Annotated in this window: 26 protein-coding genes; 16 read left to right on the plus strand and 10 right to left on the minus strand. The window is 55.6% G+C overall.

The window, feature by feature from the left end:
* Positions 1–15: 15 nt before the first annotated feature.
* The 10 genes from fliJ (at position 16) to rcsA (ending at position 6770) form a co-directional block, all read left to right on the plus strand.
* Entirely contained in the window at positions 16–459 is a 444-nt protein-coding gene (fliJ, locus tag IMQ56_RS07780) for a flagellar export protein FliJ (RefSeq protein ID WP_017383343.1), read from the plus strand.
* The gene (gene fliK / locus IMQ56_RS07785) at positions 456–1667 is read left to right on the plus strand and encodes a flagellar hook length control protein FliK (RefSeq protein WP_196063782.1); all 1212 of its coding nucleotides are present in this window, start codon (positions 456–458) and stop codon (positions 1665–1667) included. The genes fliJ and fliK overlap by 4 nt, the downstream gene beginning before the upstream one ends.
* A 106-nt stretch (positions 1668–1773) precedes the next feature.
* On the plus strand, positions 1774–2244 hold the full coding sequence (fliL, locus tag IMQ56_RS07790; RefSeq protein WP_003859598.1) for a flagellar basal body-associated protein FliL: 471 nt from the start codon (positions 1774–1776) through the stop codon (positions 2242–2244).
* Between the two features lie 4 nt (positions 2245–2248).
* The gene (gene fliM, locus IMQ56_RS07795) at positions 2249–3253 is read left to right on the plus strand and encodes a flagellar motor switch protein FliM (protein ID WP_003859594.1); all 1005 of its coding nucleotides are present in this window, start codon (positions 2249–2251) and stop codon (positions 3251–3253) included.
* Positions 3250–3663 carry a flagellar motor switch protein FliN gene (fliN, locus tag IMQ56_RS07800; RefSeq protein WP_003859592.1) on the plus strand — a complete coding sequence of 138 codons (414 nt, stop codon included), beginning with the start codon at positions 3250–3252 and terminating at the stop codon, positions 3661–3663. Before fliM ends, fliN begins: the two co-directional genes overlap by 4 nt.
* Positions 3664–3665: 2 nt before the next feature.
* Positions 3666–4040, plus strand: a complete 375-nt coding sequence (gene fliO / locus IMQ56_RS07805) for a flagellar biosynthetic protein FliO (protein ID WP_017693142.1) — start codon at positions 3666–3668, stop codon at positions 4038–4040.
* A complete protein-coding gene (fliP, locus tag IMQ56_RS07810; RefSeq protein ID WP_015572437.1) occupies positions 4040–4777 on the plus strand; it encodes a flagellar type III secretion system pore protein FliP in 738 nt (245 codons plus the stop codon). The genes fliO and fliP overlap by 1 nt, the downstream gene beginning before the upstream one ends.
* A 10-nt stretch (positions 4778–4787) precedes the next feature.
* Positions 4788–5057, plus strand: coding sequence for a flagellar biosynthesis protein FliQ (gene fliQ, locus IMQ56_RS07815; protein WP_003859587.1), 270 nt, complete (start codon positions 4788–4790; stop codon positions 5055–5057).
* Between the two features lie 6 nt (positions 5058–5063).
* Positions 5064–5849 carry a flagellar biosynthetic protein FliR gene (gene fliR, locus IMQ56_RS07820; RefSeq protein ID WP_196063783.1) on the plus strand — a complete coding sequence of 262 codons (786 nt, stop codon included), beginning with the start codon at positions 5064–5066 and terminating at the stop codon, positions 5847–5849.
* Positions 5850–6146: 297 nt separating this feature from the next.
* Positions 6147–6770, plus strand: a complete 624-nt coding sequence (rcsA, locus tag IMQ56_RS07825; RefSeq protein ID WP_017383340.1) for a transcriptional regulator RcsA — start codon at positions 6147–6149, stop codon at positions 6768–6770.
* Between the two features lie 99 nt (positions 6771–6869).
* Here the strand turns inward: rcsA and dsrB are convergent, their stop codons facing one another.
* Positions 6870–7058, minus strand: a complete 189-nt coding sequence (gene dsrB / locus IMQ56_RS07830; RefSeq protein ID WP_003859583.1) for a protein DsrB — start codon at positions 7056–7058, stop codon at positions 6870–6872.
* A 128-nt stretch (positions 7059–7186) separates the two neighbouring features.
* On the opposite strand from dsrB, the gene yodD reads away from it, so the two are divergent.
* Both yodD and IMQ56_RS07840 read left to right on the plus strand, forming a co-directional pair.
* Entirely contained in the window at positions 7187–7414 is a 228-nt protein-coding gene (gene yodD, locus IMQ56_RS07835) for a YodD family peroxide/acid resistance protein (RefSeq protein ID WP_017383339.1), read from the plus strand.
* Between the two features lie 294 nt (positions 7415–7708).
* On the plus strand, positions 7709–8509 hold the full coding sequence (locus IMQ56_RS07840) for a mannosyl-3-phosphoglycerate phosphatase-related protein (protein ID WP_023303925.1): 801 nt from the start codon (positions 7709–7711) through the stop codon (positions 8507–8509).
* Here the strand turns inward: IMQ56_RS07840 and dgcQ are convergent.
* From dgcQ to IMQ56_RS07855, 3 genes are all read right to left on the minus strand, one after another.
* Positions 8494–10194, minus strand: coding sequence for a cellulose biosynthesis regulator diguanylate cyclase DgcQ (gene dgcQ / locus IMQ56_RS07845; RefSeq protein ID WP_196063784.1), 1701 nt, complete (start codon positions 10192–10194; stop codon positions 8494–8496). The two genes, IMQ56_RS07840 and dgcQ, sit on opposite strands and share 16 nt — an antisense overlap.
* Positions 10195–10278: 84 nt before the next feature.
* Positions 10279–10461 carry a DUF2158 domain-containing protein gene (locus tag IMQ56_RS07850; RefSeq protein ID WP_003859574.1) on the minus strand — a complete coding sequence of 61 codons (183 nt, stop codon included), beginning with the start codon at positions 10459–10461 and terminating at the stop codon, positions 10279–10281.
* A 77-nt stretch (positions 10462–10538) separates the two neighbouring features.
* A complete protein-coding gene (locus tag IMQ56_RS07855) occupies positions 10539–11450 on the minus strand; it encodes a DUF808 domain-containing protein (protein ID WP_196063785.1) in 912 nt (303 codons plus the stop codon).
* A 178-nt stretch (positions 11451–11628) separates the two neighbouring features.
* On the opposite strand from IMQ56_RS07855, the gene yedA reads away from it, so the two are divergent.
* Positions 11629–12543, plus strand: a complete 915-nt coding sequence (gene yedA, locus IMQ56_RS07860; RefSeq protein ID WP_196063786.1) for a drug/metabolite exporter YedA — start codon at positions 11629–11631, stop codon at positions 12541–12543.
* Here the strand turns inward: yedA and IMQ56_RS07865 are convergent.
* The 3 genes from IMQ56_RS07865 to IMQ56_RS07875 are packed head-to-tail and all read right to left on the minus strand — an operon-like array spanning position 12515 to position 15165.
* The gene (locus IMQ56_RS07865; protein ID WP_017693140.1) at positions 12515–13006 is read right to left on the minus strand and encodes a very short patch repair endonuclease; all 492 of its coding nucleotides are present in this window, start codon (positions 13004–13006) and stop codon (positions 12515–12517) included. The genes yedA and IMQ56_RS07865 overlap by 29 nt on opposite strands.
* Positions 12987–14420, minus strand: coding sequence for a DNA cytosine methyltransferase (locus IMQ56_RS07870; protein WP_085939391.1), 1434 nt, complete (start codon positions 14418–14420; stop codon positions 12987–12989). The genes IMQ56_RS07865 and IMQ56_RS07870 overlap by 20 nt, the downstream gene beginning before the upstream one ends.
* Before the next feature lie 43 nt (positions 14421–14463).
* The gene (locus IMQ56_RS07875; RefSeq protein WP_017693138.1) at positions 14464–15165 is read right to left on the minus strand and encodes a phosphohydrolase; all 702 of its coding nucleotides are present in this window, start codon (positions 15163–15165) and stop codon (positions 14464–14466) included.
* A gap of 284 nt (positions 15166–15449) precedes the next feature.
* On the opposite strand from IMQ56_RS07875, the gene ompC reads away from it, so the two are divergent.
* The gene (gene ompC / locus IMQ56_RS07880; RefSeq protein ID WP_196063787.1) at positions 15450–16613 is read left to right on the plus strand and encodes a porin OmpC; all 1164 of its coding nucleotides are present in this window, start codon (positions 15450–15452) and stop codon (positions 16611–16613) included.
* Between the two features lie 55 nt (positions 16614–16668).
* Here the strand turns inward: ompC and IMQ56_RS07885 are convergent, their stop codons facing one another.
* Complete coding sequence (locus IMQ56_RS07885; protein WP_196063788.1) at positions 16669–17532, minus strand: N-acetylmuramic acid 6-phosphate etherase; 864 nt, start codon at positions 17530–17532, stop codon at positions 16669–16671.
* Between the two features lie 153 nt (positions 17533–17685).
* Here IMQ56_RS07885 and IMQ56_RS07890 point away from each other — a divergent pair, with 153 nt between their 5' ends.
* Entirely contained in the window at positions 17686–19302 is a 1617-nt protein-coding gene (locus tag IMQ56_RS07890; protein WP_023294962.1) for a sensor histidine kinase, read from the plus strand.
* On the plus strand, positions 19299–20018 hold the full coding sequence (gene dcuR / locus IMQ56_RS07895; RefSeq protein ID WP_003859556.1) for a two-component system response regulator DcuR: 720 nt from the start codon (positions 19299–19301) through the stop codon (positions 20016–20018). The genes IMQ56_RS07890 and dcuR overlap by 4 nt, the downstream gene beginning before the upstream one ends.
* On the opposite strand, the gene IMQ56_RS07900 is transcribed toward dcuR, so the two are convergent.
* Both IMQ56_RS07900 and IMQ56_RS07905 read right to left on the minus strand, forming a co-directional pair.
* Positions 19999–20961, minus strand: a complete 963-nt coding sequence (locus IMQ56_RS07900; RefSeq protein ID WP_017383329.1) for an FAD:protein FMN transferase — start codon at positions 20959–20961, stop codon at positions 19999–20001. The two genes, dcuR and IMQ56_RS07900, sit on opposite strands and share 20 nt — an antisense overlap.
* A 58-nt stretch (positions 20962–21019) precedes the next feature.
* A complete protein-coding gene (locus tag IMQ56_RS07905) occupies positions 21020–23800 on the minus strand; it encodes a flavocytochrome c (protein ID WP_048247131.1) in 2781 nt (926 codons plus the stop codon).
* Between the last annotated feature and the right edge of the window lie 6 nt (positions 23801–23806).

Genomic DNA, 23806 nt, shown 5'->3' on the forward strand with positions numbered 1-23806 from the left:
TGGAGGGCGAAGGTCATGGCGCAGAACAGTGCGTTATCAACGCTGAAAGATCTGGCTGAAAAAGAAGTTGATGATGCCGCATTGCAGCTTGGCGCAATGCGACGCGGGTGCCAGCAGGCTGAAGAACAGTTGAAGATGTTAATCGACTATCAGCATGAATATCGCACCAACCTTAACACCGACATGGCGCAGGGCATTGGTAGCCAGCGCTGGATTAACTATCAGCAGTTTATCCAGACGCTGGAAAAGGCGATTGAGCAGCATCGCCAGCAGCTTAACCAGTGGACGCAAAAAGTCGATACCGCGCTGAATTTCTGGCGCGAGAAAAAACAGCGGTTGCAGGCCTGGCAAACCTTACAGGACCGGCAGATTGCAGCCTCGACCCTGGCGGAAAACCGTCTGGATCAGAAAAAAATGGATGAGTTTGCCCAGCGCGCATCAATGAGGAAACCAGAATGATCACACTGCAACAACTGCTGATGACCGACAGCGACCCGTCCGGCGGCACGCTGACCGGAAAAGGCGCTGAGGGCGCGCAAGATTTTCTCTCTCTGCTGGCGGGCGCGCTGACCGAGACCACCGGCAAAGGCAAAGATGCCCCGCTGACGCTGGCGGACCTGAAAGCGGCGGGCAGCAAGCTGTCGACAGCGGCAAAGGAAAAAAACGGTGATACCACGCTCCAGGCCAAAATTGCCGAGCTGCTCTCCCGTCAGGAGACCCTGACTGGTGAAGATACCGCCGTCTCCCTGCAAAGCCTCGTCTCCGGCCTGAAACCCGCAGCGAATACGGATGCGCTGAAGACGCTGACCCAGCCGGAGGCGAAAACAAACAGCGAGACCACGACTGAAGAAGAGGAGCTGGCCGGGTTAAGCGCGCTGATGGCGATGTTACCGCACCAGCAGACCACCATCCCGGTAGCGACGCAACCTGCGAGCACCGGGGAGATCGCCCCCCGTGCCGCCCTCCCCTCTGCGCTAGCCCAGACGGACAACGGCCAGCATCAGCCGCTTAGCCATGCGTTAACGGCTCAGGAAAAAATGCCGGTTCAGGACAGCGACACATCGCTGCCCGCCACGGCAGCCGTTACGCCAGCCGTCGCCGCCGTCGCGGAGAAGCAGGACGTAGCGAGCGCGTCGTCTGCCGCCAGCCCAACCGCGACGCTGGCCCCGATCGTCAGTCACCTGGCGCCTTCACAGCCTGCCGCTACCGTTGCGACAGCGCCGGTGTTAAGCCAGCCGCTGGGCACGCACGAATGGCAGCAGAATCTGAGCCAGCACATCACCCTGTTCACAAAGCAGGGACAGCAGACCGCAGAGCTGCGTCTGCACCCGGAGGATCTGGGTCAGGTGCAAATTTCGCTTAAGCTGGATGACAACCAGGCGCAGTTGCAGATGGTTTCGCCCCACAGCCACGTCCGCGCGGCGCTGGAAGCGGCCCTGCCGATCCTGCGCACGCAGCTTGCGGAAAACGGCATTCAGCTTTCCCAAAGCAGCGTCAGCAGCGAGGGCTTTGCCGGGCAACAGCAGTCCTCATCCGGGCAGCAACAGCACGCTTCGCGTTCCGGCCAGCATGGCGGGTTTAACGATGAGAACGAAGAGTTATTGCCTGCCCCTGCCGCCCTGCAATCCGCCGCGCGCGGCAGCCGTGCCGTAGATATCTTTGCCTAAACGCCAGAGGTAACGTGATTATCCCCGTCTTTTCCACGCTTTGACCTAAGCCGGACACGGGATAATCACCGTATTAAGCTGTACCGAAACAGGAAGCTCGTATCAGATGACAGACTCCGCTATCACCAAAAAAAGCAAGCGTTCCATCTGGATCCCGCTGCTGGTGTTGATTACCCTCGCGGCCTGCGCCACCGCAGGCTACAGTTACTGGCGTATGCAGCAAGAACCCTCCAGCGCGGCCGCCAAAGCTGAAGCGCCGCCTCCACCGGCGCCGGTCTTCTACCCGCTGGATACGTTCACCGTCAACCTGGGCGATGCGGATCGCGTGCTTTACGTGGGTATTACGCTGCGTCTGAAAGATGAAGCGACCCGTGCACGCCTGAACGACTACCTGCCAGAAGTGCGTAGCCGTCTGCTGCTGCTGTTTTCTCGTCAGGATGCCTCCGCGCTCGCCACCGATGTGGGCAAGCAAAAGCTGGTCGATGCCATTAAACAGACGCTGGCGACCCCGCTGGTAAACGGCCAACCTAAGCAGGAAGTCACTGACGTTCTGTATACAGCCTTCATTCTGCGGTAACGACATGGGCGACAGTATTCTTTCTCAGGCAGAAATCGATGCGCTGCTCAACGGCGACAGCGATAAAAGTGACGAACCGAAGCCGGGTCTGACCGGCGATGATAATATTCGTCCCTACGATCCCAATACCCAGCGTCGCGTGGTGCGCGAGCGTTTACAGGCGCTGGAGATCATCAACGAACGTTTCGCACGTCAGTTCCGTATGGGGTTGTTTAACCTGCTGCGTCGTAGCCCGGATATCACCGTCGGTGCGATCCGCATTCAGCCGTATCATGAGTTTGCCCGCAACCTGCCGGTGCCAACCAACCTTAACCTGATCCATCTGAAACCGCTGCGCGGTACCGGCCTGGTTGTGTTCTCGCCAAGCCTGGTGTTCATCGCGGTGGATAACCTGTTCGGTGGCGATGGCCGTTTCCCGACCAAAGTGGAAGGCCGCGAGTTTACCCATACCGAACAGCGTGTGATTAACCGCATGCTGAAGCTGGCGCTGGAATCCTACAGCGACGCGTGGAAAGCGATTAACCCGCTGGAAGTGGAGTACGTGCGTTCCGAGATGCAGGTGAAGTTTACCAACATCACCACCTCCCCGAATGACATCGTCGTGAACACCCCGTTCCACGTCGAGATCGGCAACCTGACGGGCGAGTTCAACATCTGCCTGCCGTTCAGCATGATTGAACCGCTGCGCGAACTGCTGGTGAACCCGCCGCTGGAGAACTCACGTCACGAAGATCAGAACTGGCGTGAAAACCTGGTGCGTCAGGTGCAGCATTCGCAGCTGGAGCTGGTGGCCAACTTCGCCGACATCTCCATGCGGTTATCGCAGATCCTGAAATTACAACCCGGCGACGTTTTGCCGATAGATAAACCTGACCGCATTATTGCCCATGTGGATGGCGTACCCGTGCTGACAAGCCAGTACGGCACGATTAACGGCCAGTATGCGTTACGCGTTGAGCACTTGATCAACCCGATTTTGAATTCGCTGAATGAGGAACAGCCCAAATGAGTGACATGAACAATCCGTCCGATGAAAACAGCGGAGCACTGGACGATCTGTGGGCTGACGCGTTAAACGAGCAGAAAACGACGCCGACGAAAAGCGCGGCAGACGCGGTCTTTCAGCAGTTAGGCGGCGGCGACGTCAGCGGCACGTTGCAGGACATCGACCTGATTATGGACATTCCGGTCAAGCTGACCGTTGAGCTGGGTCGCACCCGCATGACCATTAAAGAGCTGCTGCGCCTGACGCAGGGTTCCGTGGTGGCGCTTGACGGTTTAGCGGGTGAGCCGCTGGATATTCTGATCAACGGCTACCTGATTGCACAGGGCGAAGTAGTGGTGGTGGCCGATAAATACGGCGTACGTATCACCGACATCATTACCCCTTCCGAACGCATGCGTCGTCTGAGTCGTTAAGTATGAAAACCCAGGCAACACTGTCCGCGCCCTCCGCCGTACCCGGCTCACCGCTGCTCCAGGTGAGCGGCGCGCTGTTCGGTATTATTGCCTTTATCCTTATCGCCGCCTGGCTGGCAAAGCGTTTCGGTCTGGCGGGGAAAACGGCCGGTACCCGCGGGTTGAAGGTCAGCGCCAGCACCCCGCTAGGACCGCGCGAGCGCGTGGTCATTGTGGAGGTGGAAGATGCACGACTGGTGCTGGGCGTGACCGCCTCCAGCATTAACGTCCTTCACACGCTCCCCCCTGCGCCTGTCACGGTGGAGGCTAACGCCCAGGCCACTGCGGATTTCCAGTCCGTAATGAAGAGTTTGCTCAAGCGTCCCGGGAGATCCTGATGCGCCGTTTGTTATTCCTTACGCTGACAGGCCTGGGCCTGTTCGCGCCCTCTGTGTATGCGCAACTGCCGGGGCTGGTTTCCACGCCGCTGGCGAACGGGGGACAAAGCTGGTCCCTGTCCGTGCAGACGCTGGTATTCATCACCTCGCTGACCTTTATTCCGGCGATCCTGCTAATGATGACCAGCTTCACCCGCATCATCATTGTGTTTGGCCTGCTGCGCAACGCGCTCGGCACGCCGTCCGCGCCGCCCAATCAGGTGCTGCTGGGTTTAGCCCTCTTCCTGACCTTTTTCATTATGTCGCCGGTGATCGACAAGATTTACACCGAGGCCTACCAGCCGTTCAGCGAAGATAAAATTTCCATGCAGGTTGCCCTGGAAAAGGGCGCGCAGCCATTACGTGAATTTATGCTTCGCCAGACGCGCGAAGCGGATCTGGCCCTGTTTGCCCGTCTCGCTAACACCGGTGAGTTACAGGGGCCGGAAGCGGTGCCGATGCGCATTCTGCTCCCGGCGTATGTGACCAGTGAGCTGAAAACGGCGTTCCAGATTGGCTTCACCATTTTCATTCCGTTCCTGATTATTGACCTGGTGATCGCCAGCGTCCTGATGGCGCTCGGGATGATGATGGTCCCGCCCGCAACCATTGCCCTGCCCTTTAAGATCATGCTGTTCGTGCTGGTCGACGGCTGGCAGCTGCTGGTCAGCTCGCTGGCGCAGAGTTTCTACAGTTGAGGAGCGCGCAATGACGCCTGAGTCGGTCATGATGATGGGCACGGAGGCGATGAAAGTCGCGATTGCCGTCGCCGCGCCCCTGCTGCTGGTTGCGCTGGTCACCGGTCTGATTATCAGTATTCTCCAGGCCGCCACGCAGATTAACGAAATGACCCTGTCGTTCATCCCGAAGATCATTGCCGTATTCGTGGCGATTATCGTTGCCGGGCCATGGATGCTCAATTTGCTGCTGGACTATATGCGCAACCTGTTCACCAATCTGCCTTACATCATCGGCTGACGGACGATGCTGCATTTCACCAGCGATCAGTTTGTTCAGTGGCTCGGGATCTATTTCTGGCCGATGCTGCGCATCATGGCGCTGATCTCCACCGCCCCCATACTCAGTGAAAAGTCGGTGCCTAAACGCGTCAAAATTGGGCTGGGCATCGTTATCACGATTATCGTTGCCCCTACCCTGCCGGCGGTGGATATCCCGATCTTTTCCCAGAATGCGATCTGGATTGCCCTGCAACAGGTGATGATTGGCGTGGCGGTCGGGTTTACGATGCAGCTCGCCTTCGCCGCGGTACGAACGGCGGGTGAACTTATCGGTTTGCAGATGGGCCTGTCTTTCGCGACGTTCGTTGACCCGGGCAGCCATCTGAATATGCCCGTGCTGGCGCGTATTATCGACCTGCTGGCGATGCTGTTGTTTCTCTCGTTCAACGGCCACCTGTGGCTCATCTCGATGCTGGTGGACACCTTCCACACGCTGCCGATTGGCGACAACCCGGTAAACAGCAACGCGTTTCTGGCGCTGGTGCGGGCTGCCGGGCTGATCTTCCTCAACGGGCTGATGCTGGCGCTGCCGATCATTACCCTGCTGCTCACCGTTAACCTCGCATTAGGTTTACTCAACCGAATGGCTCCGCAGCTGTCGGTATTCGTCATCGGCTTTCCGGTGACTTTGACGGTTGGCCTTTTATTAATGTCATTATTGATGCCACTTATCGCCCCCTTCTGCGAGCATTTATTCAGCGAGATATTCAATCTGTTAGCGGATATTGTCAGCGAACTTCCACGCAAATAATAACCCGCAGTGTTTGCAATGTCTTTCTGAGGATATTCCTAAAAATAATCTCGAAAAACATCTACCAGGATATATCTGACGCGGTTTAAATGTTTCTAACCAACTCACAATACTTAATATTTACTTTACTTTAAGATGATTCCTGGCAAATTATACGTAACTTTACGGGATAGTGAGTTCGCCTGAAAGTCTTTGTCATGCTCACAGGTTTTATTAGATTTTTTCCATCCCGTATGGCTGTTTATGAGCTCTCAGGCAGGTGGTGAATTATCGTTACGCATTGAGTGAGGGTATGCCATGTCAACGATCATTATGGATTTATGCAGCTACACCCGGCTAGGGTTAACCGGGTACTTAGCAAGCAGAGGGGTAAGAAAGAGAGACATCAACGATGCACACACCGTTGAAGAACTCGCAGCCGCTTGTGACGCCCACAAGCCCGGCGTGGTGTTTATTAATGAGGACTGTTTCATTCACGACCCCGCTAACAGTCAGCACATTAAGCAGATCATTAATCAGCATCCTAAGACCCTGTTTATTGTTTTTATGGCGATCGCCAATATTCATTTCGATGAGTATTTGTTGGTGCGTAAAAACTTATTAATCAGTTCGAAATCGATTAAACCAGAGTCGCTTGATGATATCCTGGGCGATTATTTGAATAAAGAAGTTAAGAATGTAGGGGCGGTTAACTTACCCACCCTATCATTAAGCAGAACTGAATCAAGTATGCTAAGAATGTGGATGGCTGGACAAGGGACAATTCAGATCTCAGACCAGATGAATATCAAGGCAAAAACAGTATCGTCACACAAAGGAAATATTAAAAGGAAAATTAAAACGCATAATAAGCAAGTCATATACCATGTCGTACGCCTGACAGATAATGTGACGAATGGGATTTTCGTTAATATGCGCTAATTTGCACGGCCATGTTGTACCCTACCTTGATCTCTGGCCTGGCCAGAGATTTTGCTTTTCAGTAGCCGGAGCCGGGGAGAAGATGCCCCCGACGCCGCCCTATTCCGCCGTTTCCACAAAGATCCCATCCGGGTGCCCCAGTTCGTTGAAGAACCAGATGCCGAGCGGGTAATCTTCCAGCGACACCAGATACATTGTGCCTTCATTAAACTCTTCTATAGCCAGCACCACGCCCGGGCGGCGCGGCCCACCGTCCGTTTTGACGGTTACCCGATCGTTGACCTTCATACATTCCTCCTGTGGTTTTGAGCCAGTGTAGAACAAATTGCATTGCCTGGCATCGCCACCTGGCGCGAATGGCGTTTTTGTGTGCGGTCTATACTTAACTGTTGAGACGATTAAATGAGGAACCCGCCATGAAGACCGACAAAGAGTACAGCGACACCATTAAGCGTGAGGTTGAAGTGGATGTCGATGCCCTGCTTGCCGCCATCAATGAAATCAGTGAGTCCGAAGTTCATCGCGCGGAGGATAATTCCGACCGTGTCGTGGTCAATGGTAGGGATTACCATACCTACCGTGAACTGGCTGAAGCATTCGAGCTGGATATCCATGACTTTAGCGTCTCGGAGACGAACCGCTAAGGCGAAAAAAATCCCGGTCATGGGGATGACCGGGATCAAACTTGCTTATGCAAGAAGCACTTGTAAATTCGTTACACCAGGAAATCTGATGCAGGTAAGACATTATCCCCAACGGAATAGTCTTACAAGCATATATTCTCTTAGCGAATATTATATTTTATACATGTGAATTTTGGTTATGAGTATAAACATGCGCCGCCTGTGGGTTTGTCGGGATCGTTTCCACTTCAACGGCGCGTCAATGCCTGTTCTTTTAAGATTTATCTTAGGTGAAATCATCACCCGGGAGACGTTATGCCTTCGTTTGAGGAGACTCTGCTTGTTTTTACCGACCTCGACGGCACGCTGTTGGATTTTCACACACTCGACTGGCGGCCTGCGGCCCCCTGGCTGGAAAAGTTAATGGATGAACAGGTACCGGTCATTCTGTGCAGCAGCAAAACCGCGTCCGAGATGGATGACATCCAGCAGGAGCTGGGGCTTGGCGGGTTGCCCTATATTGCGGAAAACGGCGCGGTGATCCAGCCTGACGTACGGTGGGAAAACGCCGCACGGTTCATCTCAGAAAAGAAGCATGACGATATCCGGCAGTGTATTGCCCGGGTACGTCAGGAAATGCATCTTAAATTCACCACCTTCGATGACGTAGATGAGCGCGTGGTCGCCGGATGGACTGGGCTGAGTTGTCCCCGCTCAGTGCTTGCGCGTAAACACGAGGCTTCCGTGACGCTGATCTGGCGTGACAGTGATGAACAAATGGAACGCTTTGCCGCCGAACTCGCCCGGCAGGGGCTGAAGATTGTCCAGGGAGCACGCTTCTGGCATATCCTGGACACCTGCTGCGGCAAAGACGCGGCGGTTCACTGGCTTGTGGACCAGTATCGCCTGCACGAGGGTTCCGAACCGACGACGCTGGGCCTGGGCGACGGCCCGAATGATGCCCCGCTGCTGGACAGCGTAGGCTTTGCCGTCGTGGTGAAAGGCTTCAACCGGGAGGGCGTCAGCCTTAAGAACAACGATCCCGCCCGGGTTTATCACACTCAGCACACTGGGCCGACCGGCTGGTGCGAGGGGCTTGATTACTTTTTGACGTGATCCTGCCAGATGACCCGGTTACGCCCGCGCTGTTTCGCCTCATACAGACGCGCATCGGCGGTGGATTGCAGATTTTCGAAGTGATAATTGCCCTTCTCCTGCGCGCCAGAGACGCCAAACGACGCACTTACGCGCAGGGTGGTACTTTTCTTAATCAGGATCTCTTTGCTGTCGATACGTTCGCGGATCTGCTCTGCGACGTCCGCCGCCTCTTCAAGCGTCATGCCCGGTAGCACCACACAGAACTCTTCGCCCCCGACGCGTCCGGCAATATCTTTAGTCCGGAGGGTGCTGGCAATCAGACCCGCGGCATGGGACAACACCTTATCACCCGCCTGATGCCCGAACCGATCATTGATGCTCTTGAAGCAATCAAGATCGATCTGAATGACCGAGAAAGGCAGCGACTGCTGTTCACACTGCTTCGCCAGCATTTTCGCCTGCTCGAACAGCGACCCACGATTATTCAGCCGGGTCAGAGGGTCGTGCCAGGCCTGCCATTGCAGCGAGTTCTGCATCGAATACATATTACTGACCATGCGCCGGATCACCAGCCATGAGATAAGCAGCATCGCGGTGAACAGCGCCCAAAGCAATGCCAGCACAATGCTGATGCTGCCGAAATCACCGCGCACCCCTTCATCCAGGGTGTGCACGCGCAGGACGATGCCATCAAAATGGTCGAGACGCTCCCAGCTGACAAAACGACTCCCCAGGCGAATGCCGCCTTCAGAATCCGATTCTATCGCGTGCGCTATCTGCGCTAATTCGCGCGCGTCAAAATGATTAACGTCCGCAGCAGGTGATTCAGACGTTGCAAGCTGAGTAAGCCGACTGTCATACAGTTGGTATTCCCCTTCCGGGTTATCGCCCACGGCTTCCACCAGCAGGCGACGCAGGGTGGCAAAGGTGAAATCCATCGCCACCACGCCATACCAGACGTGATTGTAATAAACCGGCACGCTGGCGGTGATCAGCGGCTTTTTGCCGACAAAGGTGGAAGGCGGCGAGATAAACCAGCGCACGGCACGCGCACGGTTTTCACGCTCGGACTGTTGGGTAAACCAGGGCTGAGTGACCAGATGGTAATAGCGCTGCACGATATCGCTGGAATTTCCCGGCGTATCCGTTTCCAGAAAGAATCCGGCGCGAGAGACATAAATCACGCGCTCTTCGTTGCGGGAAGGGCTGGATGCCAGACGCAGCAAATACCCCACTTCAAGCGCGGCGGACAGTTCATTATTAAGGTACTCATCATCACGGTTCAGAAGGGTCGTCTTTTCAACGAAGGCATCCGAAACACCGTTGATCGGTAACGTGCGCTGTTTATCAACCGCAATTTGCCAGCTGGGGGACGTGCGCAAATGCGCAAAACGCTTTACCGCATCATGCAGCACGCCAAACGCCAGCGGCGTTTCCAGGGCATCACGCATGCTGTGGCGAAAAAACAATATCTTATCGACGCTGAACTGAAGCTGTCTGTCCAGCGCACTGGCAACCGTTTCCAGATGGTTACGCTGGCTGGAGATATAAGCATCTTCCAGTACCACAACTTCGCGCCAGGTCAGGAGGGTGGAAAAGATCAGGACAACGATAAAACAGAGGTTAACAATCAAACGGGGATTGCTACGCTTATGCAGCCACTGCAAAAAAGATTGTTTTACAACAAAGGTATCGTGCTGCACACACACTCCCTGATTGTCGCTCACCATCCGATATGATAAGTCTTCTGCCAGTAAAAACGCCCGGCAAGGCCGGGCGTTGTGTGATTAAGCCTTGTCGCGTTTTTGCCTTTTATTAGCAGGCTGAAGCTCGTCTTCGCGAAAAGCCTCCCGCTTAATGCCGTATCCATCATGCCACCGACACTCCACCATTCCGCTGGAATACCCGGTGACGATCATACCTGGACCACCATTTTTGGGCTTAACTTCATCACTGATCAAAAAGACCATACCTGCCTCCTGTATCAGGGTGAAACGTTTTCAATTTAGACGAGGAATGGTCTTTTTGCATCCGGGGTCAGCAATAATTAATGCGATTTCCCGCGTACTTTTTCAACCAGCTTAACAACGGCTACCACAATCAGACCGACGATAAAGCCCAGTACGAGGTTAAGCAGTGTGGGCAGAATTGCAGCAACTACCGCTCCCTGGCCTGACGCAAAATGTTCAATCATGTGATGCAGCGAAGCAACACCGTGCACGATAATTCCGCCGCCGACCAGGAACATCGCCAGGGTTCCCACCACCGACAAGGTTTTCATCAGCCACGGCGCCAGCACCAGCAGGCTTTTCCCAATGCCGCGCGCAATTGCACTGGATTTTTTTTCCAGCCAGAAGCCGATATCGTCCAGCTTGACGATCAGCCCGACCAGGCCATAAACCCCTATCGTCACGAGGATCGCAATGCCGGACAGGATCAGCACCTGGTTCATCAGAGGGGCATCTGAGACGATCCCCAGCGTAATCGCCACAATCTCGGCCGAGAGGATAAAGTCCGTGCTGATCGCACCTTTGACCTTATCGCGTTCAAACGTTTTTGGATCCTGTGCGGCCAGCGCTTCCAGACGCTGCTGGCGCATTTCCGGGGTGTCTTTCTCTTTGCGTGCAGCGAACATATGCAACACTTTTTCGGCACCCTCGAAGCACAGGAACGCCCCGCCAATCATCAGCAGGGGCGTAATGGCCCAGGGTATAAAGGCGCTAATCAGCAGCGCCAGCGGAACGAGGATCACCTTGTTAATAAAGGACCCTTTCGCAACGCCCCACACCACCGGCAACTCACGGTTCGCCCGCACGCCGCTGACCTGCTGCGCGTTAAGCGACAAATCATCTCCCAGTACCCCGGCGGTCTTTTTCGCCGCCAGTTTTCCCATAACCGAAATGTCATCCAGCAAGGTGGCGATGTCGTCCAGTAATGTTAATAAGCTACTTCCTGCCAAAATCTCTTTCCTTCTTTTTTTGCTAATTAAGTGAATAGTATGGAACAAAACTCACCGCCCGGAAACTGGCACCTCGCGTCAACAAAAATTTCACATCAACAACACAATTAAAGCACTCGCCAGGCTGATAGTTTTGGCATTAACTATGAGCGAACTTTTTATTTCGTCGTGAGGGACTATGCGTTTCCGGCATTTATTACCGCTCATTGGAGCACTCTTTTCCCTGTATATCATCTGGGGGTCCACCTATTTTGTCATTCGTATAGGCGTGGAAAGCTGGCCCCCGCTGATGATGGCCGGTATTCGTTTCCTTACGGCCGGCGTGCTGCTGATGGCGTTTTTATTGCTGCGCGGCCACAGACTACCGCCGCTGCGTCCCCTGCTTAACGCCGCCCTGATTGGCCTGCTGCTGCTGGCGGTGGGCAATGGCGCGGTAACCGTCGCCGAACACCAGAACGTGCCGTCGGGCATCGCCGCAGTGGTCGTCGCAACCGTGCCGCTGTTTACGCTCTGCTTTAGTCGCCTCTTCGGGATCCGCACCCGTAAGCTCGAATGGCTGGGCATCGCGATTGGGCTTGTGGGTATCATCCTGCTGAACAGCGGCGGTAACCTGAGCGGGAACCCCTGGGCTGCCGTTCTGATCATGATCGGCTCCATGAGCTGGGCCTTCGGCTCGGTCTACGGTTCACGCATCGAGCTGCCCTCCGGGATGATGGCAGGTGCGATTGAGATGCTCGCGGCGGGCATTGTGCTGCTGATGGCCTCCGCGTTGACGGGTGAAAAACTGACGGCGATGCCAGACCTTCCAGGTTTCCTGGCCGTCGGGTATCTGGCGCTGTTTGGCTCGATTATCGCCATCAACGCCTATATGTACCTGATTCGCAACGTCTCACCGGCGGTTGCCACCAGCTACGCCTACGTTAACCCGGTGGTTGCCGTGCTGCTGGGTACCGGTTTTGCGGGCGAAGTGCTGTCGACGATTGAATGGCTGGCGCTGGGTGTGATTGTCTTTGCCGTGGTACTGGTCACGCTGGGTAAATATTTGCTGCCCGCGAAACCGATTGTCACGAGGTGTGAGGTGGAGAAACCGTGATCGGGTGAATGCCCTGGGTATCGATCTGCGCGGCCTGACCGCCGCCGCAGATCCACTCTTCCAGCCGCTCCGTCAGTTCCACGTCATTCAGCTTCATTCTTCCGCGCAGCGCGCACTCCCAGACAATCAGCACCCGCCAGCCCTGAGCGTAAAGCTGCGAAACATCGCGTTTATCACGCTCGACGTTCCTGCCAATCTTCTCCAGCCAGAAGTCGGTGCGTGTCGCCGGGACTTTAAACAGATAGCAGTCGTGATGATGCCAGAAACAGCCGTGGGTAAAGATGATGCACTGGTACGCGTCGATGACGAAATCAGGACGCCCGGCAAGCGTGGCATCCTGAACCCTGAATTCAAACCCGACGGCGGTTAGGAGGCCCGCGATCCGTTTTTCAATCGCGGTATCACGCGTGCCGATGGCACGCATGTTTTTACTGCGCGTGGCCTTATTGTGAACGTCCGCCATTGACGGCCTCGCTCTGACGAAGCTGAACGGCCTTGCTGATGCGTGAGGCCAGCAGTTTAGCTACCGCGGCAAAGGCTGGCACCACCACCGAGTTGCCAAACTGACGATAGGCCTGGGTATCCGACACCGGGATGCGAAAACTGTAGCCCTGCGGCGTCTCAAAGCCCATTAAGCGGGCGCACTCGCGCGGCGTTAAGCGCCGCGGCCGGTGCTGTTGGTTCTGGGGATGGTCAAAATCTTTTTCGCCCAGCGCCTTATCCCAGCCGCGATCGATAAGAATTTCCGCGCCATCTTTGTAATAGCGCGCCGACAGCGTACGCGTCACGCTATCAGGATTAAGCGGATTGACCATGCCAAACCCAAAGCCATTGCCTTTGGCCTGATGCTTTTTGGCATAGCGATAGAGGTATTTCCACAGCACCGGCGTCAGAATGAATTTCGCATCGACGGCGGGCTCCAGCAGATCGGCCACCGTCGGTCGGCGCGCCGGATACAGCGAAGGCAAATCACGCAGCGTAAAATCGCCTTTCAGATTGAGATCGCGGCGAAAGCCCACCAGCACGATGCGTTCCCGGTGCTGTGGCAGGAAGTGTTTGCCGTCGATAATTTTCGGATCGTCCGGCCCCATGTCCTCTGCATCCGCCACGTCGTAACCCAGTTCATCCAGCGTTTGCATGATAATGCGGAAGGTTTTGCCGCCGTCATGACTCTTTAAATTCTTGACGTTCTCCAGCACAAAAATTGCCGGGCGGCGGGCATCAATAATCCGGGCAACGTCAAAGAACAGTGTGCCCTGCGTATCGCAGGCAAAGCCGTGTGCGCGTCCCAGCGCGTTCTTCTTCGACACGCCAGCCAGCGAGAACGGCTGGCACGGAAAACCTGCCAGCAGCACGTCGTGCGCCGGAATGGTATTGCGAATGTGTTCGGCGGCCTCTTCATCGCTGACGCCGGTTTTGTGGCTCAGCGTGACATCACGAATATCCGCGTTGAACTGGTGCGCGTCGGGATCGCAATACCAGTTGGCTTTATAGGTACGGACGGCATGTTTATTCCATTCACTGGTGAACACACACTGCCCGCCAATAGCTTCAAAGCCATGGCGAATGCCGCCGATACCGGCAAAGAGATCGATAAAGCGAAAGGCATAATTTGGATGCGCAGCAGGCGGACGCGGCAGCAGGTTGCGCAGATAGCGGAACTCACCGTCGCTCAGGCGGTGCCCTGCCCTGTCGCTTATCAGCAGCCGCTTGAGTATCGCCGGGCTCCAGTGGCTCTCGCCATGGGCCACCAGCTGGTTTGCCAGCGTTTTAGCATCATACATTTCCAGCAGCTGACGCAGGAGTGCCTGCACGGCTGCCGTTGATTTCTCAACCCGCTCAGGCGCGGGCACAGTCACTGATCGATTTTCCTGCATTCTCTTAACCGGACAATAAAGACAGAAAACAGAGTACCACAGTTCAGGATCGCACACTGCGACGGAAATGGGTCAATATCTGGCTGTCGGTTCCGAGGTAATCGCCCTGTAATTCGGCACTCAGCTTCGCCATAAACTGGATCAGGAAATCGGCATTGTGACGCGCAAGTTCGCGCCCCCGCGCGGTTTGCATGGTGTCAGGCAGGCGCAGGAGTTTGGTCTGAAAGTGGTCGAGCGCGAAGGCTTTATCATCCAACTCTCGTGTTCCGGCGAACGGGTCGTCGGCATCAAACAGCGCGGCGCCCAGCGCACCGGAGACGGCAAAGACGCGCGCCAGGCCGATAGCGCCTAACGCCTCCAGCCGGTCGGCATCCTGCACAATTTTGGCCTCCAGGCTTTGCGGCGCGATACCGGCACTGAAGCTGTGCGCTTCAATAGCATGCTCAACGGCTGCATAACGATCCGGCGGAAAATCAGGAAAGTCGCGACTGAGGATCTCGCGCGTTTTTCGCGCTGCCAGCCGCGAGGAGTGGCTACGTTCCGGGTGATTTTTCGGCAGGCTGACAATGTCATGGAAGTAGCATGCGGTCAGCACAACCAGCGGATCGCTATCCTCGTCAGCCATAATACCCTGCGCCGTCATCCAGACGCGGTGAAAATGGGCGATATCGTGCGCCGCATCATCAGTAAAATGATTTTCGTCGAGCCAGCGCTCAAAACGGTGTTGCCACTGCGCAAGTTCCATCATCCTGTCCTGTTGCTCAAAAGTGAGTGAATTATAATACACCCGAATTAAAATCCTTTATAAATAGAATTACGAAATACTTAATAATAATTACCCGCTATATTTTCAATGAATTAATTCACGTGAAAAATAAAGAGATAAAAAGAAATATTTTGTAATATTTTTACCACTTTAATTACATTTATTTTTGAACCTAAATAATAATCCATAGAATAGTATCAGCCATGTAGTTACGGAGGGTAATTACATATATTCAGACAATTTATATTTAAAGGGAATATATAATGAAAAGAAAAGTTCTGGCAATTCTCGTACCCGCGTTATTAATGGCTGGCGCAGTAAATGCGGCGGAAATGTATAACAAGAATGGCAACAAAGTTGACCTGTACGGTAAGGTTGATGCGCGTCATACCTTCTCCGACAACCCAGGCGACGACGGCGATGAAACCTATGTACAGGTGGGTTTCAAAGGCGAAACGCAGATCACGAACGACCTGACAGGCTATGGCCAGTGGGAATATAAAACCTACGCTAACGACACCGAAGGCGCAGGGGAAAAATCTTTCAACCGTCTGGCATTCGCTGGCCTGAAATATGGCGACTACGGCTCATTTGATTACGGCCGTAATTACGGCGTCGTGTATGACGTTGAAGCCTGGACCGATATGCTGCCGGTATTTGGTGGAGATTCTTACACCTGGACGGATAACTATATGGTTGGCCGTACTAACGGTGTGGCGACCTACCGTAACAATGATTTCTTTGGTCTGGTCGATGGCCTGAACTTTGCGCTGCAATATCAGGGAAATAATGAAGGTGGACCAAACGAAAATCAGGAAGGCACCAAAAACGGCCATGATGACGTTCGTTTCCAGAACGGCGACGGCTTCGGTATGTCTACCACCTATGACTTCGATTTCGGCCTGACGCTGGGTGCGGCTTATTCTTCCTCTGACCGTACTAACGACCAGGTCGCTTACGGCGCTGGCACCTATAACCGCTTCAGCAAATATGCTGGCGGTGAACGTGCGGAAGCGTGGACAATCGGTGCTAAATACGATGCTAATGATGTCTACCTGGCCATGATGTATGCGGAAACCCGTAACATGACTCCGTACGGCAACGATGGCATCGCCAACAAAACACAGAACTTTGAAGCCGTAGCGCAGTACCAGTTTGACTTCGGTCTGCGTCCATCCCTGGCGTGGGTCTATTCTAAAGGCATCGATTTGGGCGGTAACGATTATCACCCAGGCAATGGCTATGACTATGTAGACCAGGATCTGGTTAACTACATCGACGTGGGCATGACCTACAGCTTCAACAAAAACTTCTCCACCTACGTTGATTATAAAATCAACCTGCTGGACGAAGATGATGCCTTCTACAATGACAACGGTATTTCTACCGATGACATCGTTGGCGTAGGCATGACCTACCAGTTCTAATTCCCATCAATATTAAAGCCCGCGATGCGGGCTTTTTTTATTTGACGCTGAAATGTTATGGCGCTTCCTGCAAGGCCAGGCGAACAAACCCGTTATTCTGCGCCAGCAATTCGTGCGCTTTCCAGGCATCCAGCCCTGTCAGCACCATCAGTACCGCCGTTTTGCACTGGTGGTTACAGCTTTCCAGCGCGGCCTTCGCCTGAGCCCGGCTACATCCCCCCGCTTCCATCACAATGGCAATTTGTCGTTCGGCCCATCTGGTATTGCTTGCCTCCAGATCAACGCGCAGGTTGCTGTACACCCGTCCGGAACGTACCGCCAGACCGGTGGTGATCATATGCAGGATCATGCTTTGCGCAATGCCTGCTTTAGCGTTGGTATACCCGGCCACCACATCCGCGCCCAGATCGGGAGCAATGACCATACTCGCCAGCTGCGCCGCTTCACTTTGCGCATCCTCCGTAATGAGCGCAACCGTTGAGCCCAGAGACCACGCATGACGCATCGCGCCCCATACCCATGGGGTTTTGCCGCTGACGGACAGCGCCAGCATCATGTCATGCTCGCCAAATTCTATCGTCTGAAGGTCGGCAACGCCGCTCGCGTAGCTTCCGGCGTTATCACCTGCTGTTAACGCAATGACGGGGTGTTTGCCCGGCGCAAACGCTTCTGCCGCCTGCTCCGCCACGCGTCCGGACGCGCCCGCGCCGGTCAGCACCAGACGTCCGCCGTGACTAAGCGTCGCCGCCGCGTTATCCACCACGCGGGCCAGCATACTTAAGTGAGGGGTAAGTGCAGATGAGATTTGCGCGTCATGCTGGTGTATGACGTTAAGCATATCCAGCGTCGATAATCTGTCGATGTTCGTGGTGCTGGCGTGCCGTCTTTCCCTGGCCGTACCGGTAAGCATAATGCTCATAAACTGCCTCCTTATTATGAGTACCCTCACACTATAAAGTGTTTTATATAGGTCACCTGAGAGGAGGCTCACGAAACGCCTCTCTTTACATGGCTTTATGAAACGCCCGTCATCAGCGATAATTAGCCCTTTCTTATTCATCGCGGAGTGTTAATGAGCGATTTGCAGCCCTTCCCCCCGACGCGCAAGCGCCCTATGAAGCTGAATACGCTGGTTACGCTGATGGTGTGCGCGATTATCGGCTCGGTGCTGCTGGTGGTCTTCGCGCTGTACTCTGTGCAGATCACCCGCGCCACGCGCGATGACGTGAAAGATACCGCGCTGGGTATCGCCAGGACGCTGGCCGACAGCCCGGAGATCAAGCGTGGCCTGATGGAATCGCCGCAGGCTGGCATCATCCAGCCGATTGCCGAGGCGGTGACGAAGCGCAACGACCTGCTGTTTACCGTGGTCACCGACCTGCGTGGGATCCGCTATTCCCATCCAAACGAAGCGCTGTTAGGTTTGCATTTTATTGGCGACGATCTGACGCCCGCCCTGGAAGGGAAAGAGAATGTCTCCGTTAACCGCGGCGCGCTCGCAGAAGCGTTGCGCGTCTTTACGCCCGTGTATGACGACCAGCACGACCAGATCGGCGTGGTGGTGGTGGGTATTTCGCTGAATAAAGTTGAAGATCAGATTGCCCGCGGGCGGCTCAACGCCGTGTGGACCATCTTATTCAGCGTTCTGATGAGCTCAGTGGCGATATGGGGTCTGGTCCGGGTTCTGAAACGTATCCTCTTTGGGCTGGAGCCTTACGAAATCTCAGCCCTCTTTGAGCAGCGCCAGGCCATGTTGCAGTCCCTGCGTGAAGGCGTGATGGCCGTGGATATGCATGGGCGCGTGACGATGATTAACCACACCGCCAGAGAAATATTACTCCTGACCTCGGGCCAGCACTCCGAAAGCAGCAGTGAACCGCTGCTGGCCAGCCTGCGCGAAGTATCCAGGACCGGCATTGCCCGCCAGGATCAGGAGATCGGCTGTAACGGGCGGCTGCTGCTGTGCAACATGGTCCCCGTGAAAAGCCAGAATCAGGTGATCGGGGCGATCAGCACGTTCCGCGATAAGACCGAAATCAGCCAGTTAATGCAGCGTATCGATGGCATGGTCAGCTACGTTGATGCCCTGCGCGCTCATACGCACGAGTTTATGAACAAGCTGCACGTGATCCTCGGCCTGCTGCACATGAAGCGCTACGATAAGCTGGAGGAGTACATCATCCAGACCGCGCAAAATTATCAGACGGATATCGGCGCAATACAGCGCAAAGTTAAATCGCCGGTCATTGCGGGCTTCCTGCTGGGTAAAATTAACCGCGCTAAAGAGGCCGGAGTGACCCTGACGCTGGCGGAGGAGAGTCAGCTTCCCGACACCGCCAATGAAGAGCAGGTTGCGGTGCTGATCACCGTGCTGGGCAATTTAATCGAAAATGCCCTGGATGCGATGGAAGGCCAGCCGGAAGGCGAGATCGGCCTGCTGCTGCATTATCAGAACGGCTGGCTGAGCGGTGAGGTCAGCGATGACGGTCCCGGCATTGATCCCGAGCGGCTGGAGGCTATTTTTACAAAGGGCTACTCAACAAAAGGTGAAAACCGCGGCGTTGGGCTGTTCCTTGCGCGTCAGCAGATCCAGAATCTGGGCGGAGATATTACCGTCGAGTCGGAGCCTGGCGTATTTACCCAATTTTTTGTTCAGATCCCCTGGGATAGCGAGAGGAATATCGCGTGATAAATGTGTTAATTGTCGATGATGACGCCATGGTAGCCGACCTCAACCGTCTGTATGTTAACCGCGTTGAGGGTTTTAGCTGCTGCGGCGTCGCTTCCACGCTCAACCAGGCCGAGGCGTTGATCGCCAACCCAGGCCAGCCGATCGATCTGGTGCTGCTGGATGTCTATATGCAGCAGGATAACGGGCTGGATCTGCTGCCCATCATCCGCGCGTCGGGCCGCCCGATTGACGTCATCATGATCTCGTCGGCCTCCGACGCCGCAACGATCCAGACCTCAATGCACTATGGCGTGGTGGATTACCTGATTAAACCTTTCCAGTTCCCGCGTTTTGAAGAGGCGCTGAACGGCTGGAAGGCAAAGCGCAGCCTGATGGGATCGCATCAGTATTATGAACAGGCCGACGTCGACAGGCTGATCCACGGCGGCGCGCCGGAGCTGGCCGACAGCAAAAAATTACCGAAAGGCCTGACGCCGCAGACGCTGCGCACCATTTGCCAGTGGATCGACAGCCATCCGGAGATAGAGTTTTCCACCGACGATCTGGCGAATGCGGTCAACATTTCCCGCGTCTCCTGCCGCAAATACCTGATCTGGCTGGCGCAAATTAATATCCTGTTCACCAGCATTCACTACGGCGCTACCGGCCGGCCGGTATATCGCTACCGTTTGCAGCCGGAACAGGTCGGCCTACTCAAACAGTACTGCCAGTAATTCGGTAGCTGTCGTCCAGAAGGGTAAAACGGAAGTGGTGCATCGAGGAGATCACCACTTCTTTTGTTTTGGTGACAAAGATGGCTTCAATATCGGGGCGCGAACGCAGCGCGGCGCAGCCCTTTTCCACGCCCATGCCGTAGATCAGCGTGGTCCAGATATCGCCGTCGAGGGAGTCTGGCGAAATAATCGTCACGCTGTCCAGTTCGTTATCCAGCGGGTAGCCGGTGCGTGGGTCAAGTATGTGGTGATAACGTTTGCCGTTCAGCTCGAAGTAGCGCTCATAGGTGCCTGACGTCACCACCGACCGGTTTTCGACCGTCATGGCGCCAATCAGCGCGTCACCGGCGAACGGTTTTTTCAGGCCGACGCGCCAGCCGCCCTCCGGCGAGCCTAACGTCTGGACGTTGCCGCCAAGGTTGATCAGCCCAAGTTCAACGCCCTCTTTATGCAGGTAATCCCGCACCCTGTCGGCGATATAGCCTTTAGCAATGGCCCCCAGATCGATCTCCATTCCCTGGCGAGTAAGGAACACGCTGCTGTTGGCTTCATCCAGCACCACGTCCGCTGGATGCGTGATGCCCAGCAAGGCGGCGATCTCGTCCGCGGGCGGTACCGCGTCCCCCTTAAAGCCAATTTTCCAGCGCTTCACCAGCGGGCCGATCGCCAGGTTAAAGGCGCTGTCCTTAAGCAGGCTGGCCGCTTTCGCGCAGCGGATCAGCTCGAACACCGGGCGACTGACGGCAACCGGATGCTGACCGGCCGCATGGTTGATGTCCATTACCTGGGAGTGCGCTCGGTTAACGGTGAGCAGATCTTCGTACTGTTTGATCAGGCGAAACACGCGAGAGGCAAGCGCTTCGTCATGGGAAAAGAGTTTCAGGAGGATGGGCGATCCCATCAGAACGGCGGAGTAGCTGTAAACGCGATGGCTATCAGGCATTTCATGAGTCCTCAGATGTAGCCCCGGCAGGCACCGCGCCGCCGGGGAAACAGGAGCCTTACCGTGTTTTCGAACGCATAGCCGCCTGATGTCCTGCAAGCGTACCAAAAATAATGATATCTGCCACCGCGTTACCGCCGATGCGGTTACCGCCATGGATGCCCCCGACAACCTCACCCGCAGCAAACGCTCCCGGCAATACGTTGTGGTTGCTGTCCAGCACGCAGGTTTCTGTGTTAATGGTCACGCCGCCCATGGTGTGGTGAACGCCCGGTGCAATCTGAATGGCGTAGAACGGCCCTTCGTTGATTGGCGCACGCAGCGCGGTGGTGCGACCGAAATCATCGTCGTGCTGTTTCTCCACAAAGCCGTTGTAACGTTCCAGCGTTGCCAGGAACTGGTGGTGATCCATCCCCAGCTCTTCCGCCAGGGCTTTTGGCGAGCTGGCGCTGGTAACAAACCCTTTTGCGATGTACTCATCCGCGGCTTTGTTTTTGGCGCGAACATGCTCGTCAAAGACGATGTAAGCGTATTTCTCCGGCAGCGCGATGATCTGCGCCGAGACTTTGTCGCGGGTCGACATTTCGTTATAGAAGCGGTTGCCCTGCTGGTTTACCAGAATCGCCCCGCCGCCGCGGATGGATTCGGAAATCAGATACGACGTTTTCTGCTCAACGGTTGGGTGGATCTGAATTTCGCCCATATCCACGGTGCCCGCACCGATACGCTCCAGCAGCGCGATACCGCCTCCGGTCGCCCCTTTGTGGTTGGTGGTAACGAACCCTGCCAGATCCGGACGGTATTTCACCACCATCTGGCTGTTGGCGCTGAAGCCGCCCGTTGCCACAATCACGCTTTTGGTTGCCACGGTGAGGGTTTCGTTCTCTTCGGTGGTCAGACGCACGCCGGTCACTTCGCCATTTTCGAAAATGATGTCGCTCACGGAGGTATCCAGCATCACCTCGATGTTGCGCTTGTTGACGTTACGCACCAGGCCGCTGATCAGATACCCGCCCACTGCGGAACCGTCTTTCGGACGGTGCGTACGGTCGATGCTCATCCCGCCGGTGGTGGTAATGTCGTTCAGCATAATGCCGCGCGTGGCCAGCCATTCGATAGCCTGCGGCGCGTTCTCGACAAAGCGACGCAGCAGTTCAGGGTCGTTCTTGTTGCCACCGCCTTTCAGACTTTCCTGGTAGAACAGCTCTTTGCTGTCCTGAATACCTTTCACGCGCTGGAAGCGGGTCTCCGCCGCGTTCATCCCGGCCGAGGCTTTAATGGTGTTCCCGCCGATGGTGGGCATTTTCTCGACGATCAGCACGCTCGCGCCTTCGTCATGCGCCTGAATCGCCGCTGCCAGACCGGCGCCGCCGCTGCCGACCACCACCACATCCACGCTTTTAGTCTCATTCGGGTCAGCGCCCTCTTCCGCCGCCAGCGCTTTGCTGGATTTCAGCATCGCCTTCGAGACCGCTTTTTTCACCGCCTCGCTCTGGCTGGTCGCGCCGGTGATAGCATCCACGTGCGGGGTGTTGGCGTCCAGAATACGGGTACGGATCTCTTCGAAGCTGGTGACAAACTCCACGTCTTCACTCGGGCCGGAGGCCAGTTCGATATCGGCGATGCGGTCGGTTTCGAGGCTGACGTTAATCACCAGCTCGTTAGCATCGTCCTGCACTTTTTCAATAAAGGTGCCCGGTTTGAATTTAGATTCGCCCATGCTCATGTCGCGGATCATCGCTTCCACCAGCGAGAAGCGCCACAGCGGTTCCGGGATGCTCAGTTCTTCGCGTCGGGTGCTGTCCATAAACAGCTCCAGGCTTTCGCCCGCCGCGATGCGATCGGTCCAGTCCGGATAGGCGATGGTGGCGCGGCCAACGGCAATCAGGTCGTAACCGTGATCCAGCGCTTCATTCACATCCGTGGCATTCACCACGCCGCCAACGCCCATCACCGGTACCTGCGCCAGCGTGTCAGAGCGCATGGCGCAGTATTTTTCGATAAGTGGCGTCGGGTCCTGAGTATCGACGATAGAAGGACGCAGGGCGGCGCCAAGGGAGAAGTGGAGATAATCCACCCCGCGCGCGGCCAGTTTTTCCAGCAGATACAGGGTGTCTTCGAAGCGAATGCCCGGGACTTCAAGCTCTTCCGGAGAGAAACGGTAGCCAATGATAAACGCGTCGTCCGCGTACTGGCGCACCATCTTGTGGGTAATGTCCAGCACCGCCAGCGGGAATTTCGCGCGGTTTTCGCGGCTGCCGCCCCACTCGTCGTCGCGCTGGTTAGAGTTCGGGGAGAAGAACTGCTGGATCAGATAGGTATTCGCCCCGTGGATTTCGACGCCGTCGAACCCGGCCTGAATTGCGCGGCGCACGGCTTCGCCAAACTTGCCGATCATGCCTTCCACCTCTTCCGCGGTCAGGGCAACCGGCGTGGCGGCACCGTCACGCGGCGCGGCAACGGCGCTTGGGCCAACCGGCGTGCGACCGCCGATCAGTTTTGGGTCGACCATGCGACCGCCGTGGTAGATTTGCAGCAGGGCTTTGGAGCCTTTTGACTTAATGGCGTCAGCGATTTTTGCCAGCCCGGCGATTTTCTCGTCGTTATCAATGCCAATTGCGCCCGGGAACGCCAGGCCGAGATCGTCAACAAAACAGCACTCAACGATGATGGTGCCAATGCTGCCAGCGCGGGCGCGGTAGTACTCCACCAGCTCGCTGGTCACGGTACCATCGTAATAACCGGTACAGGTTGTCATTGGGGCCATTAACAAACGGTTTTTCAGTTCAGTACCATTCGGTAATGTGAAGGGGCTTAAAATACGTTCGTTAGTGCTCATAATAGA

It is taken from the genome of Enterobacter sp. Res13-Sevr-PEC09-46 (assembly GCF_015672585.1).
Lineage (GTDB): Bacteria > Pseudomonadota > Gammaproteobacteria > Enterobacterales > Enterobacteriaceae > Enterobacter > Enterobacter hormaechei_C.

Coding starts and splice junctions, on each gene's coding strand:
- fliK (WP_196063782.1), top strand. CDS start 456: ATGATCACACTGCAACAACTGCTGATGACCGACAGCGACCCGTCCGGC.
- yedA (WP_196063786.1), top strand. CDS start 11,629: ATGCGTTTCCGGCATTTATTACCGCTCATTGGAGCACTCTTTTCCCTG.
- IMQ56_RS07840 (WP_023303925.1), top strand. CDS start 7,709: ATGCCTTCGTTTGAGGAGACTCTGCTTGTTTTTACCGACCTCGACGGC.
- IMQ56_RS07900 (WP_017383329.1), bottom strand. CDS start 20,961: ATGCCTGATAGCCATCGCGTTTACAGCTACTCCGCCGTTCTGATGGGA.
- ompC (WP_196063787.1), top strand. CDS start 15,450: ATGAAAAGAAAAGTTCTGGCAATTCTCGTACCCGCGTTATTAATGGCT.
- fliQ (WP_003859587.1), top strand. CDS start 4,788: ATGACGCCTGAGTCGGTCATGATGATGGGCACGGAGGCGATGAAAGTC.
- fliN (WP_003859592.1), top strand. CDS start 3,250: ATGAGTGACATGAACAATCCGTCCGATGAAAACAGCGGAGCACTGGAC.
- fliL (WP_003859598.1), top strand. CDS start 1,774: ATGACAGACTCCGCTATCACCAAAAAAAGCAAGCGTTCCATCTGGATC.
- fliJ (WP_017383343.1), top strand. CDS start 16: ATGGCGCAGAACAGTGCGTTATCAACGCTGAAAGATCTGGCTGAAAAA.
- IMQ56_RS07875 (WP_017693138.1), bottom strand. CDS start 15,165: ATGGAACTTGCGCAGTGGCAACACCGTTTTGAGCGCTGGCTCGACGAA.
- dsrB (WP_003859583.1), bottom strand. CDS start 7,058: ATGAAGGTCAACGATCGGGTAACCGTCAAAACGGACGGTGGGCCGCGC.
- IMQ56_RS07870 (WP_085939391.1), bottom strand. CDS start 14,420: ATGCAGGAAAATCGATCAGTGACTGTGCCCGCGCCTGAGCGGGTTGAG.
- fliO (WP_017693142.1), top strand. CDS start 3,666: ATGAAAACCCAGGCAACACTGTCCGCGCCCTCCGCCGTACCCGGCTCA.
- fliP (WP_015572437.1), top strand. CDS start 4,040: ATGCGCCGTTTGTTATTCCTTACGCTGACAGGCCTGGGCCTGTTCGCG.
- IMQ56_RS07890 (WP_023294962.1), top strand. CDS start 17,686: ATGAGCGATTTGCAGCCCTTCCCCCCGACGCGCAAGCGCCCTATGAAG.
- fliM (WP_003859594.1), top strand. CDS start 2,249: ATGGGCGACAGTATTCTTTCTCAGGCAGAAATCGATGCGCTGCTCAAC.
- IMQ56_RS07905 (WP_048247131.1), bottom strand. CDS start 23,800: ATGAGCACTAACGAACGTATTTTAAGCCCCTTCACATTACCGAATGGT.
- rcsA (WP_017383340.1), top strand. CDS start 6,147: ATGTCAACGATCATTATGGATTTATGCAGCTACACCCGGCTAGGGTTA.
- IMQ56_RS07865 (WP_017693140.1), bottom strand. CDS start 13,006: ATGGCGGACGTTCACAATAAGGCCACGCGCAGTAAAAACATGCGTGCC.
- yodD (WP_017383339.1), top strand. CDS start 7,187: ATGAAGACCGACAAAGAGTACAGCGACACCATTAAGCGTGAGGTTGAA.
- IMQ56_RS07850 (WP_003859574.1), bottom strand. CDS start 10,461: ATGGTCTTTTTGATCAGTGATGAAGTTAAGCCCAAAAATGGTGGTCCA.
- IMQ56_RS07885 (WP_196063788.1), bottom strand. CDS start 17,532: ATGAGCATTATGCTTACCGGTACGGCCAGGGAAAGACGGCACGCCAGC.
- fliR (WP_196063783.1), top strand. CDS start 5,064: ATGCTGCATTTCACCAGCGATCAGTTTGTTCAGTGGCTCGGGATCTAT.